General features: G+C 74.7%; 13 protein-coding genes and 1 riboswitch. Of the genes, 3 read left to right on the forward strand and 10 right to left on the reverse strand.

The window, feature by feature from the left end; all coding sequences use genetic code 11:
- Positions 1–20 precede the first annotated feature (20 nt).
- Positions 21–452 (reverse strand): DUF1707 SHOCT-like domain-containing protein, encoded by a 432-nt coding sequence (locus tag BUB17_RS18980; protein ID WP_072920251.1) that lies wholly within the window; start codon positions 450–452, stop codon positions 21–23.
- Positions 453–611: 159 nt separating this feature from the next.
- Entirely contained in the window at positions 612–1,028 is a 417-nt protein-coding gene (locus BUB17_RS18985) for a MarR family winged helix-turn-helix transcriptional regulator (protein ID WP_072920252.1), read from the reverse strand.
- A 63-nt stretch (positions 1,029–1,091) separates the two neighbouring features.
- Here BUB17_RS18985 and BUB17_RS18990 point away from each other — a divergent pair, with 63 nt between their 5' ends.
- Positions 1,092–2,933 carry an ABC transporter ATP-binding protein gene (locus BUB17_RS18990; protein WP_072920253.1) on the forward strand — a complete coding sequence of 614 codons (1,842 nt, stop codon included), beginning with the start codon at positions 1,092–1,094 and terminating at the stop codon, positions 2,931–2,933.
- A gap of 1 nt (position 2,934) precedes the next feature.
- On the opposite strand, the gene BUB17_RS26970 is transcribed toward BUB17_RS18990, so the two are convergent.
- The 3 genes from BUB17_RS26970 to BUB17_RS19000 all read right to left on the reverse strand — a co-directional run bounded on the left by BUB17_RS26970 (position 2,935) and on the right by BUB17_RS19000 (position 4,952).
- Positions 2,935–3,078 carry a hypothetical protein gene (locus BUB17_RS26970; RefSeq protein WP_175561418.1) on the reverse strand — a complete coding sequence of 48 codons (144 nt, stop codon included), beginning with the start codon at positions 3,076–3,078 and terminating at the stop codon, positions 2,935–2,937.
- A 3-nt stretch (positions 3,079–3,081) separates the two neighbouring features.
- On the reverse strand, positions 3,082–3,738 hold the full coding sequence (locus BUB17_RS18995) for a class E sortase (protein WP_072920254.1): 657 nt from the start codon (positions 3,736–3,738) through the stop codon (positions 3,082–3,084).
- 65 nt (positions 3,739–3,803) lie between these two features.
- Complete coding sequence (locus BUB17_RS19000; protein WP_072920255.1) at positions 3,804–4,952, reverse strand: PKD domain-containing protein; 1,149 nt, start codon at positions 4,950–4,952, stop codon at positions 3,804–3,806.
- 298 nt (positions 4,953–5,250) lie between these two features.
- Between BUB17_RS19000 and BUB17_RS19005 the strand changes: the two genes are divergently transcribed.
- The gene (locus BUB17_RS19005) at positions 5,251–5,889 is read left to right on the forward strand and encodes a dihydrofolate reductase family protein (protein ID WP_072920256.1); all 639 of its coding nucleotides are present in this window, start codon (positions 5,251–5,253) and stop codon (positions 5,887–5,889) included.
- Here the strand turns inward: BUB17_RS19005 and BUB17_RS19010 are convergent.
- The gene (locus BUB17_RS19010) at positions 5,879–7,093 is read right to left on the reverse strand and encodes a sensor domain-containing phosphodiesterase (RefSeq protein ID WP_072920257.1); all 1,215 of its coding nucleotides are present in this window, start codon (positions 7,091–7,093) and stop codon (positions 5,879–5,881) included. The two genes, BUB17_RS19005 and BUB17_RS19010, sit on opposite strands and share 11 nt — an antisense overlap.
- Positions 7,094–7,254: 161 nt before the next feature.
- Here BUB17_RS19010 and BUB17_RS19015 point away from each other — a divergent pair, with 161 nt between their 5' ends.
- Complete coding sequence (locus tag BUB17_RS19015) at positions 7,255–8,244, forward strand: LLM class flavin-dependent oxidoreductase (RefSeq protein WP_072920258.1); 990 nt, start codon at positions 7,255–7,257, stop codon at positions 8,242–8,244.
- 71 nt (positions 8,245–8,315) lie between these two features.
- Here BUB17_RS19015 and BUB17_RS26975 read toward each other — a convergent pair whose 3' ends face one another.
- The 4 genes from BUB17_RS26975 to BUB17_RS19040 form a co-directional block, all read right to left on the reverse strand.
- A complete protein-coding gene (locus BUB17_RS26975; protein WP_175561417.1) occupies positions 8,316–8,912 on the reverse strand; it encodes an aggregation-promoting factor C-terminal-like domain-containing protein in 597 nt (198 codons plus the stop codon).
- A gap of 281 nt (positions 8,913–9,193) precedes the next feature.
- Positions 9,194–9,351, reverse strand: a riboswitch (cyclic di-AMP (ydaO/yuaA leader).
- 190 nt (positions 9,352–9,541) lie between these two features.
- Positions 9,542–9,973, reverse strand: a complete 432-nt coding sequence (locus BUB17_RS19030; protein ID WP_072920261.1) for a VOC family protein — start codon at positions 9,971–9,973, stop codon at positions 9,542–9,544.
- Positions 9,974–9,975: 2 nt separating this feature from the next.
- Positions 9,976–10,806: a TcmI family type II polyketide cyclase gene (locus tag BUB17_RS19035; protein ID WP_072920262.1), complete on the reverse strand. Its 831-nt coding sequence runs from the start codon at positions 10,804–10,806 to the stop codon at positions 9,976–9,978.
- Positions 10,803–12,083: a cytochrome P450 family protein gene (locus tag BUB17_RS19040; RefSeq protein WP_083606442.1), complete on the reverse strand. Its 1,281-nt coding sequence runs from the start codon at positions 12,081–12,083 to the stop codon at positions 10,803–10,805. Before BUB17_RS19040 ends, BUB17_RS19035 begins: the two co-directional genes overlap by 4 nt.
- Positions 12,084–12,103: the final 20 nt, after the last annotated feature.

A 12,103-nucleotide genomic window follows, 5' to 3' on the forward strand; every position in this document is an offset into this window, starting at 1 on the left:
GTGCCGGCGCCGCGGTCGCGTCAGCGCCTCGGCCGGCCGACGCCCACCACGTACAGGACGAGCAGAGCGGCACCGGGGACCGACAGCCAGATCCACCACGGGTAGATGCCGCCGTCGCTGGTGACCGTCACCAGCCCCCAGACCACCAGGTTCACCGCGGCGATGCTCGCCCAGATGATCGTCAGCACCCGCATCGCGGTGCCGGCGTCGTCGTCGGAGAACCGCCGGCCCAGCGGCGGCGGGGACGGCGGCTCGGGCGGGGGCTCGGGCAGGTCGCGGGTGACCCGCGACAGCTCGCCGCGGGTGCGGGCGGCCCAGACCGACTGCACGCGGGTGTCGAACTCGTGCAGGTCGAGTTGGCCCGCCGCGACGGCGCGGCGCAGCTTCTCCTGGACGGCGGCCCGCTCGGGGTCCGACACGCGCAGCTCGTCGGGGTGCACCGGCTCGATCACGCGCCGATCGTGACACCGCGACCCCCTGATGCGGGCCGACCGGCGCGCGGTTCCCGGACCGGCTGGATGCCTGGTTCCCCGCACCTCCGTCTCTGAGTGCCACGGCACTCGGAGACGGAGGTGCGAAGGAGGACCAGGTCCGCCGGGCGGCGACGGCTCTCAGCCGGCAAGCGTTCGCAGGATCCGGGCCAGGGTGGCGCGGTCGGCGGCGTCCAGGCGGGCGAACAGGTCGCGGCTGTCGGCGGCGCGGGCGGCGGCGATCTCCTGCTGCACCCGTCGTCCCTCGTCGGTCGGGGTCAGGACCACCGCCCGCCGGTCGGTGGGGTCCGGCGTCCGCTCGACCAGCCGGCGGGCCTGCAGCGCGTCGGCGACCTCGGTGGCCGAGCGCGGGGCGATGTGCAGCGCCTCGGCCAGGTCGGACAGCCGCATGCCGGCCCGGTCGGTGACGACGTGCAGCGCGCGGGCGTGGTGCGGGGAGAGGTCCCAGGGCGCCAGCGTGTCCCGCCACCGCCGGCGCTGACCGCGGGCGGCCCGCATGAGCAGCTCGCCCAGCACCTCGGCGTCGTCGTCCGGCATGCCGGGAATCCTACCGGCGACCGTGCGGTTGCCTCATGGTGAGGTACCCTCAGCACCGAGGAGGTGGTCGCCATCGACGACACCGGAGGACCTGCCGGCGGACGCTCCGGGCGCACCGTCGACCCGGCCGACCGCGCCCAGCTCGAGCGCAGCCCGGTGCCGCTGCGCCGGGTGACCGCGCTGTTCGCCCCGTTCCGCTGGCAGGTCGCCACGGTCGTGGTGCTCATCGTCGCCTCGTCCCTGGTGGCGCTGGCGACGCCGTTCCTCGTCCGGCTGGTCATCGACGAGGCACTGCCCCGGCAGGACGTGCGCCTGCTGGCCTGGGCCGTCCTCGGCATGCTCGCCGTCGCCGCCACCACCGCCGTCCTCGGCGTGGTGCAGACCTGGCTGTCGACGACGGTCGGCCAGCGGGTCATGCACGGCCTGCGGACGTCGGTCTTCAGTCACCTGCAACGGCAGTCGCTCGGCTTCTTCACCCGCACGCGGGGCGGGGAGGTGCAGTCCCGGCTCACCCACGACATCTCCGGGATGCAGTCGGTGGTGACCTCGACGGCGACGTCGCTGGCGTCCAACGCCACCACGGTCGTCGGCACGGTCGGGGCGATGGTCGTGCTGTCCTGGCGGCTGTCCCTGCTCTCGCTGCTCGTCCTGCCCCCCGCGGTGCTGCTGACCCGCAAGGTGGCGCGGATGCGCCGCACGGTCACCGCGCAACGCCAGCGGCACCTGGCCGACATGCACGCGCAGGTGGAGGAGGGGCTCTCCGTCAGCGGCGTGCTGCTGGGCAAGACCCTCGGCGCCGGGCCCGCCCAGTCCCGCCGCTTCGCCGACACGTCGGCCGACCTCGTCGGCCTCGAGGTGCGCGCGCAGCTGGCCGGGCGGTGGCGGATGGCCACGATGAGCATCGTCTTCGCCGGCATCCCGGCGCTGATCTACCTGGCCGCAGGGCTGCCGGCGACCTCCGGCGGGATGACGATCGGCACGCTGGTCGCCTTCACCGCGCTGCAGGGCACGCTGTTCCGCCCGCTGATGGGCCTGCTGGACGTCGGCGTGCAGGTCACCGCCTCGATGGCGCTGTTCAGCCGGGTGTTCGAGTACCTCGACCTGCCGGTGGAGGTCGACGACCCGGCCGACCCGGTGCCGCTGGACCCGGCGGACGTGCGCGGCGAGGTGCGGCTGGAGGGCGTGTCGTTCACCCACCCCGACGGCCACCGGCCGGCGCTGGACGGCGTCGACCTCGCCGTCCCCGCCGGGACGACGCTGGCGCTGGTGGGCGAGACCGGCGCGGGCAAGAGCACGCTGGCCTCGCTGGTCGCCCGCCTGGCCGACCCGACCGCCGGCCGGGTCACCGTCGACGGCATCGACCTGCGCGACCTCTCGCTGGCCACGCTGTCGCAGGTGGTGGGCGTGGTCGCCCAGGAGACCTACCTGCTGCACACGACGGTGCGGGAGAACCTGCGGCACGCCCGGCCCGACGCGACCGACGCCGAGATCGAGGACGCCGCCCGCCGCGCCCAGATCCACCAGGCCATCGCCGCGCTCCCCGACGGCTACGACACCGTCGTCGGCGCCCGCGGGCACCGCTTCTCCGGCGGGGAGAAGCAGCGGCTGGCCATCGCCCGCACGCTGCTGCGCGACCCGCGGGTGCTGGTGCTCGACGAGGCCACCAGCGCGCTGGACACCGGCACCGAGCGGGCGGTGCAGGCCGCGCTCGACGAGGCCAGCCGGGGCCGGACGACGATCACCATCGCCCACCGGCTGTCCACCGTGCGGCACGCCGACCGGATCGCCGTCCTCGACGCCGGCCGGGTGGCCGAGAGCGGCACGCACGACGAGCTGGTCGCCCGCGGCGGCCGGTACGCCGCGCTGGTGACCGCCGGCGACCGGGACGTGGCGGTGGCGGCCTAGGTCAGAGCCTCGGCTCCCACAGGCCGTCCAGCGCGGGGAAGACGGCGAACAGCAGCAGCGCCGCCACGGCGAGGACGAGCACGAGCGCCGTCGTCACCCGCACCGCGAGCGGGCCGGGCAGGTGGCGCCAGATCCACGGGTACACGGCTCAGACCTCCTCGAGGGCCGCGGGGCCGTCCGGGACCACGTCCTTGCCGACCGACGTCTCCAGCTCCCCGTGGACGACCAGCCGCTCGCGGGTGGAGAACTTCGGGTGGCAGGTGGTCATGGTCAGGAAGGCGCCGGTCGTCCCGCCGTTCGCCGCCCCGCCGGGCGTGGGCGCGACGACGCTGCTCTCGCTCGGGTCGACGACGGTCGTCGTCGTCACCCGGTAGACGTGCCAGGCGTCCACGGTCTCCACGACGACGGGGTCCCCCGGCGCCAGGACGTCCAGGGCGAGGAACGGGCTGCCGCGGCCGACCCGGTGGCCGGCCATCGCGAAGTTGCCCTGCTCGCCGGGCAGCGCCGAGCCGACGTAGTGGCCGGGGCCGTCCTCGAGCTCGTCGGGGTCGGTCCCCTCGACCACCGCCCGGGTCCAGTCCTCGCCGAAGCGCGGGACGTGGACGAAGGCGAAGGCCTGGCCGAAGTCGGGCTCTCCGTCGGGCGCACCCGCCGCCCAGTCCTCGCGGAGCTCCTCGGCCACCTGGTCCTGCGCCCGGTCGCTCCACAGGTCGGTGACCCACACCTCGTGGACCACGAACAGCAGCAGCACCGCGCCGGCGGTGACCGCGAGCTCGGAGAGCCCGCGGACGATCGTGCGGATCATCGGTCCCCCTGACCGAGGGCGTCCCGCCCGCCGGGTGCCGGCGGGCGGGACGCGACGAGCGACGGTCAGGACGCGGAGCCGGCCTTGCGGCGACGGCTCGCGACCAGCCCGGCGCCACCACCGGCGAGGACCAGACCGCCGATCGCGGCCAGGCCGAGGACGTCGGCGCCGGTGTCGGGCAGCGGGGTGCCGTACTCGGTCGGCTCGGCCGGGTCGGTCGGGTCGCCCGGGTCGGTCGCGGGGACGACGACCTGGCGGGTGGCGGTGGTCGAGGCACCGTCGTCGTCGGTGACGGTCAGCGTGACGGTGTAGGTGCCGGGGGCGGCGTACTCGTGCACCACCTGCGCGCCCGCGGCGGGCGCGGAGCCGTCACCGAAGCTCCACGCGAAACCGGTGACCTCGCCGTCGCTGTCGGTCGACCCGGCCGCGGAGAAGGTGAAGGTCGCGCCGGTGTTGGTGGCCGTGACGGCCGCGATCGGCGCCTGGTTGGCCGGGTCGCCACCGGGGTCGCCACCCGGGTTGTCGCCGGGGTCGCCGCCCGGGTCGGTGCTCGAACCGGAGCCGAACCGGAACTCGTTGCAGCCGAAGGTCAGGCCGTGGACCACCACGTCGGCGCCCGGCTGGTAGAGGAGCTGGAAGCCGAGGCTGGTCACCGTCGCGTCGGGGTAGGCGGCGCTGATCTCGACGAGGGTGGCCTCCTCGCTGCTCTCGGAGTCGAGCCCGGCCAGCGGGCCCAGCGCGCTCCACCAGAGGTCGGTCGGCTCGCCGGCCTCCGGCTCCCAGTACACGAGGATGGCCTGGGCGGGATCGTCGTTCGCCGGCCCGTCGAGGTCGACGTACAGCTCGTACGTCGGGTGGTTGGTGAGGGGCTGGCCCGGGGCGAGCGTGGTGTCGAGGTCGACGTTCGACTGCGCCGTCGCGTCGGCCAGCGGGATCTCGAGCCCGTCCATGAAGTACGAGGCGTAGGCGGCGCTCTGCGGGTCGTCCTCGGCCGACGGCATCGTGAGGCGCAGCCCGTCCGTCCGCATCTCCGCGGTCGCCCCGTCACCCACGCCGGTGAGCGCCCCGGCGAAGGCCGCCTCGAGCCCGGCCAGGTCGAGCGGGGTGACCCCGCAGCCGCTCGCCGAGGCGAGCCCCGGTGCGACGGTGCCGAGCACCGCGAACGTGCCGAGGCTCAGGGCCCCCGTGGTCAGCAGGCTGGTGGTGCGCTTCATGACAACCCCCGTTGTCCGGTGGACGTGCGGGGGCGGATGAGCCCGGCCCCCGTCGAACTGGACCGACACTGACCGCCGGGGCCGGGGGAGGTCACCCCCCGTTTCCACCGGACGACGCCCCCCAGGCCTGGGGGACGTCCGTCGCGCCGTCACACACCGTCACCGCGATAGGTGCTCTCCGGCGTCGGAGCCCCCCCAGGTCCGGGGGTTGCCCGCGACGCCGATGAGCACCGGGCCCGCGGACCGTCCAACGAGCAGGGCCGCCGTCCGGGGTGGCCGGAAACCGAGGAGGACCATCGTGCGACCGCTCGTCGTCACCGAGTTCACGACGCTCGACGGGGTCGTGCAGGCCCCGGGCGGCCCCGACGAGGACACCTCCGGCGGCTTCGCGCACGGCGGCTGGCTGGTGCCCTTCTTCGACGACACCCTCGGGGCGCAGATCGACGCCTGGTTCGCCGGCGTCGAGGACTTCCTGCTCGGTCGCGGGACCTACGAGATCTTCGCCGCGGCCTGGCCCCGGACGCCGACCGAGGACGACCCGGTCGCCGAGGCGCTGAACACCCGCACCAAGCACGTCGCCTCCCGCACGCTGACCTCGCTCGACTGGTCCGGCGCGCGGCTGCTGGAGGGGGACGTCGTCGACGCGGTGCGCGCCCTCACGGCCGAGGACGGCGGGGAGCTGCAGGTGCACGGCTCGCCCGGCCTGGTGCAGACGCTGCTGCGCGCCGACCTGGTCGACGAGCTGCGCCTGGTCGTGGCGCCGGTGGTGGTCGGGGAGGGCAAGCGGCTGTTCGGCGGCGGTGCGATCCCGCGGTCGTGGCAGCTGACCGCGTCCTCGGCGACGCCGACCGGCGTGCTGCTGTGCACCTACCGCCGGGGCGGCGAGGTGCAGACCGGCGCGATGGGCGCCGAGTACGAGGACACCGTCAGCGGTTGACGGCGGGCAGCGCGTCGACCGCGGGCCGCGGCACCGGCAGGGCCAGCGCCTCGGGCGGGCCCGGCCGGCCGAAGTACCAGCCCTGGCCGGAGTCGACGCCCAGCGCCCGCAGCGCCGTCGCGTCCTCGGCGGTCTCCACGCCCTCGGCGACCACCCGGGCGCCGGAGCCGTGCGCGAACGTGGTCAGCGAGCCGACCAGCGTGGCGAGCACCCGGTCGGTGGCCACCCCGGCGGCGATGCTGCGGTCGAGCTTGAGGACGTCCGGGGCGGTGACCACGATGTGCCGCAGGCTGGAGAAGCCGGCGCCGACGTCGTCGATCGCCAGCCGCAGTCCGGCGGCCCGGAACGGGGCCAGGGCGGCGGACAGGCGGTCGTAGTCCTCCACGGCGTCGTGCTCGGTGAGCTCCAGGACGACGCGGTCCAGCGGCATCAGGTGCAGCAGCTCGGCGCACTCCGGGGTGAGCACCGTGGCGGGGGAGGCGTTCATCGCCACGTAGCCGCCCACCCGGTCGAGGTGCTCGGCGGCCCGGGCCAGGGCCTGCAGCTCCAGGGCGTCGCCCAGGCCGACGCTGTGCGCCTCGGCGAAGACGACGTCGGGGGTGCGGGCCCAGTCGGCCGGGAAGCGGGACAGCGCCTCGGCGCCGACGCGGGTTCCCGTCGCCAGGTCGACGATGGGCTGCAGCAGGACGACCGGGCCGCCGGCGGCGACGACCGGGTCGAGCCGGCCCTCGATCTCGGCGCGCCGCTGCTGGGCGCGGACCTCGGGCTCGACGATCACCGCGGCCGCGGAGGCCAGCACCTTCACCAGCGCCAGATCGCGCTTGCCGAGCTCCTTGTCCGAGCGGAGGCCGAACGCGCAGAAGGTGCCGTAGAGGCTGCCGTCGGACAGGTGCACGGGCGTGGAGACGTAGCTGCGGATGCGCGGGATGCGGGCCGAGGGCAGCGCCATCGCCGCGGGGAACCGCTTCACGTCGGGCATGACCGCGGGCAGCCTGCCGTCGAGGATCGCCTGGCAGAACGAGGTGTCCTGGCGCACCTTGGCGCCCTCCTGGACCAGCACCGGCACCGAGGTCTCGACGACCTCCAGGTGCTGCGTGGTGCCGTCCATGCGGCTGAGGAAGGCGACGCTCAGGTCCAGCGACTCCTTCGCGGTCACCAGCAGGTCGGCGATCTGCTGGTCGGTGGCCGAGCGCTTGCTGCGCATGAGCTGCCTCCTCTCCCTCTCCCACCCTGGTCGGCCGGTGCGCGACGGAGCTGTAGCGGCTCCGGCCCGGGTCATCCCTGCGGGGGAGGGCCCGGCCGGGAAGGACGGCGCGGCGCCGGTGGTTGCGCAGGGCAACACCAGCTGAGAGGTCCCGAGAGCACATGAGCATCCCGTTGTCCGTCCTCGACCTGGCGCCGATCGCGAAGGGCCAGACGCCGGGCGAGAGCATCGCGGCCAGCGTCGCGCTGGCCCAGCGCGCGGAGCAGTCCGGCTACCGCCGCGTCTGGTACGCCGAGCACCACAACATGCCGACGATCGCCTCGTCGGCGACCAGCGTGCTGATCGCGCACGTCGGCGCGCACACCTCGTCGATCCGCCTCGGCGCCGGCGGCGTCATGCTCCCCAACCACTCGCCGCTGACCATCGCCGAGCAGTTCGGCACCCTCGAGGCGGTGCACCCGGGCCGGATCGACCTGGGGCTGGGCCGGGCGCCGGGCTCGGACCAGAACACGATGTACGCGCTGCGCCGCGACCCGCGCTCGGCCGACCGCTTCCCGCAGGACGTGCTCGAGCTGCAGGGCTACCTGACCGGCGAGACCCGGGTGCCCGGCGTCGACGCCGTCCCCGGGAAGGGCTCGGGCGTCCCGCTGTACATCCTGGGCTCGTCGATGTTCGGCGCGACGCTCGCCGCCGCGCTGGGCCTGCCGTACGCGTTCGCCTCGCACTTCGCGCCGGCGATGCTGAAGCCCGCGGTGGAGGCCTACCGGCGCGAGTTCGAGCCGTCGGCGCAGCTCGACCGCCCGTACGTCATCGCCGGGGTCAACGCGGTGGCGGCCGACAGCCGCGAGGCCGCGGAGGCCGCGTACGCCGCGGTCCGCCGCCGGCTCGCCGTGGGCCTGTTCGGCCGCGGCAGGGAGCTGTCGGACGACGAGGCGCAGCTGCTGCTCGACGGCGGGGCCGGGCTGCACGTCGACACGATGCTGACCCACACCGCCGTCGGCACCCCGGCCGAGGTGCGCGAGTACCTGACCGGCTTCGCGCGCGAGGCCGACGCCGACGAGCTGATCGTCGCCCACCAGTTCCCCGGGGTGGAGGGCCGGCTGCGCTCGGTCGAGCTGACCGCCGAGGCGATGCAGACCGTCGCCGCCTGAACGGGCGTCCCCGTGCTCCGACGGCGCTGCTGCAGCCGCGGAGCACGGGGAACGCCCGCACTGCGGGTGCGTCAGTACCAGTTGTTGGCCTGGTGGAAGTCCCAGGCGGCACAGGCACTGCCGTACCGGTTCTCGATGTAGACCAGGCCGGCGTCGATCTGCTCGAACGCGTCCGACGTCTTGGCGATGCCGGTCCCGGCCCAGGTCCCGTTCAGGAACTGCGCGATGCCGTACGCCGTGCTCGTCGGGTTCTGCGCGGTCGGGGTCCAGTTGCTCTCGGCCTCCCAGAGCGCGTCGAGGCAGTCGAACTGGGTGGCGTTGCCCACCTTGGCCGCCGCGTAGTCCTTGTAGGCCTGCTTCCCGGTACCGGTGGGTGCGGGCCCCGGTGCCGGTGCGGGTGCGGGTGCCGGAGCGGGTGCGGGAGCCGGAGCCGGAGCCGGAGCCGGGGCCGGCGCGGGAGCCGGCGCCGCCTCGGCCGCGCCGTCGTCCCACCGGGGACGGTCACCGTCGCCCCCTCGCTGGCCGTCCCAGCTGGAGGACGGGCCACCTCTGCGGGGCTCGTCGGCCTGGGCGACCGCCTGCCCGGCGAAGGTGAGCGTGAGCGTCATGGCGCCCACGGCGGTCAGCAGGTGCAGGGTGCGGCGGGTGGTCTGGCTGGGTGCGTGCATCGGGCAGTCTCCTGGTTCTGGCTCGCGGAGGCGCGCGTCGACGACCGACGGCGCGCCGGTGGCGGGTCGTACGGGATGGGCTGCGGCACGAGGGCCTGGACGGGCAGGGTCGGCAGCCGGGCGTGCGGCACCGGCCGGACGACGGGCTCGGTCCGGCAGGCTCCCGTCGGAGGACGGGGCAGGCGCCGTGCGACGGCTGGTTCCTGGTGGCGGACAGGCGGGAGCGCGACGGTCCCAGGCCTGTGGGCGCGGGGCGCTGAGGCCCCGGGCGCGGTGGTGCTCCGTTCTCCCCGGGCCGCCTACCAGGTGAGCTGACGGGTTCGGGCTGGGAGTGCCCTACCCGCCCCCGGAGGTGTCCGGGGGCGGGACTCACCCCGGTGGTGCAGGTGGGTCCCCGGCTCGCGCCCACGGGGTGGGTGCGACTCGGCGGCATCCGGCGCGGCCTCCCCGGTCGGGGAGGAGTCGACCGGCCGGACGCAGCGACCGTAGGGCCGTGACCGTTTCGTGACAACGGCCGGGCGCCGACTCGTCAGAACTGGTCGGCGACGCGCCGACGACACGCCGGGAACGGGATCCGGGCAGGTGGACGCACCCCCGGGGCGAGGCCCCGGGGGGTGCGGCGGCCGCGGTCAGTTCGCCGTGGTGACGGCGTGGTAATCGTCGGTGTAGTGCGGTGTGGCCGCGAGTCCCTGCAGGCCGAGCAGGTTGCCGAAGGGGTCGACGACGACCGCGGTGACGAACGGCCCGTGCGCTGTGGCCGGCGTGTACTCCTGCGCGCCCATCGCCTTGAGGCGCGCGAGGGTGGCCGCCACGTCGTCGACGCGCCAGTGCACGATCGCGCCGCCCGTCCCGGCCGCCCTGCCCGCGGGGGCCCGGGTGCCGTCCGCGAGGGCCAGCTCGCCCTGGTGGTCACCGATGGCGAACTTGGCGTAGATGACGCGCCCACCCGGCCCGGGCCGGGTGAAGACGGGCGCGTGGCCCAGGAACTCGGTGTACCAGGCCGTGGCCGCGGCCACGTCGTCCACCAGGAAGATGAGCGTCGAGAACCCTCGCAGGCTCATCGTCAGGCCTCGGGCTGCCAGTCCGGAGCCGTCCAGCGGTGGAACACCCGGGCCACCGAGTCGCGCGGGCTCTGCCACGTCTCCGGGCGGTACGGGCTGACGTAGGGCGACAGATCCGCCATGACCTTGGCGAAGGCCGGCCGCATCGACTCGTGGTTCTCCCGCACGGCCGCGGCCTTGACCCGGTCCTGCTCGAGGAGGTGCACGAACACGTCCTCCATCGAGTACAGCCACCGGCCGGTGACGCCGGTCTCCGTCGGCAGCCCACCCGCGTCGGACTCGGCGAACACCCGGGCGATGTCCTCCTCGCTGCCCGGCCGCATCCGCTGGACGATGACGGTCATCTCCCGGTCGGGGGAGACCTCGCCCTCGGGCACCCACGTGTAGAAGTGCTTCGCCACCGAGTGCGACGGGTTCTGCCAGTAGCTGGGGTAGGGCGTCACGTAGGGGGCGATGGCCTCGGCGATGGCCTGGAACGCCGGCAGGCCGCGGCGCTGGCCGGAGACCTCCGGGTCCTCCTTGCGCTCGATGACGTGCAGGTACAGGCCCTCGTACGACAGCAGGGCCCGGCCGACGACGCCGAGGTCCTGCGGCCGGGTGGTCCGGTCGTAGTAGGCGAACACCGGCCCGACCTTGTCCTCGCTACCGGGGACCATCCGGCAGACGATGACGTTGCGGAACGGGCGCCAGGTGCCCGAGTACCAGGTCGCGGGCGCCGAGGCGGTGTTCGCGAACTCGACGGTGTCGTTCGCCCAGGGCGGTTCCGTGGGGGTCGTCGAGGCGTCGGCCGCGGGGTCGGCCGAGGGGGTGGCCGGGGGTGTCGTCTGTGTCATCGGGGGCCTCCTGAGGTGGGAGTGGGGGTGAAGCGGAGCGGCAGCTCGAGCAGCCCGCGGAAGGCCGAGGCCGCAGGGAGCCACTGCAGCTCCTCGACGGGGACGTCGAGGCGCAGGTCGGGCAGGCGGACGAGGATCCGCCGCAGTGCGGTCGTGGCCTCCAGCCGGGCGAGGGCGGTGCCCAGGCAGTAGTGGACGCCGTGGCCGAAGGCCATGTGCGGGGTGTCGCCGCGGGTGAGGTCGAGCGCGTCGGGGTCCGCGACCAGCTCCGGGTCGTGGTTGGCCGAGCTGAGCACGATCGTGACGATCGACCCCGCCGGGATGGGCACGCCGCCGATCTCGAGGTCCTCGGTGGCGAACCGGAAGCTGGACACCGGCACCGACCCGTCGAAGCGCAGCAGCTCCTCCACGGCGTCGGGCACCAGGTCCGGGTCCGCCAGCAGCTTGGCCAGCTCCTCGGGGTGGGTCAGCAGCGCGACCACGGCGTTGCCCAGGAAGTCCGAGGTGGTCTGGTAGCCGGCGAACAGCAGCAGGAAGCAGGTGGACACCAGCTCCGCCTCCGACAGCCGGCCGTCCCCGTCGCGGGCGGTGATCAGGGCGCTGACCAGGTCGTCGCCGGGCTCGCGCCGCTTGGTCGCCACCAGGCCGGTGAAGTAGGCGTGCAGCCGCTGCTGGGCCTCGCCGATCGCGGCCCGGTCCTCCTGGGGGCTGCGCCCGCCGGTGCCGACGGTCCGGATGACCTGGGTGCCGGCCAGGATCTCCTCGTGGTCGGCCTCGGGGATGCCGAGCAGGTCGCCGATGACCGCCAGCGGCAGCCGCAGGGCGAAGTCGTCGACGAAGTCGGTCTCCCCGCGCGGCGCCATCCGGTCCAGCAGGCCCTCGACGATCTCCTCCACCCGGGGCCGCATCGCCTCGATGCGCCGCGGGGTGAACGCCTGCGTCACCAGGCGTCGCAGCCGGCTGTGCTCCGGCGGGTCGGAGTTGAGCATGTTGGTGTTGATCTGCCGCGCCTTCTCGCCGAACACCGCCAGGTAGGTGTCCCCGGCGCGGTACAGGTCCTTGGACAGCCGCGGGTCCGACAGCGCCTGCCGGGCGTCGTCGTAGCGGGTGACCAGGAACGAGTCGAAGCGCGGCGTCCGCACCTTGACCACCGGCCGCTCGGCGCGCAGCCGGGCGTAGACCGGGTAGGGGTCGGCTCGGAACTCCGGCGTGTAGATCTCCCCGCCGGGGACGACGTCGTCGTTCGTCCCGGGACCTGCGGGTGCGGTCTGCGTCATGGGGTCTCCCTCGGGTGGGG

Source organism: Geodermatophilus obscurus (genome assembly GCF_900143215.1).
Classification (GTDB): Bacteria; Actinomycetota; Actinomycetes; order Mycobacteriales; family Geodermatophilaceae; genus Geodermatophilus; species Geodermatophilus obscurus_A.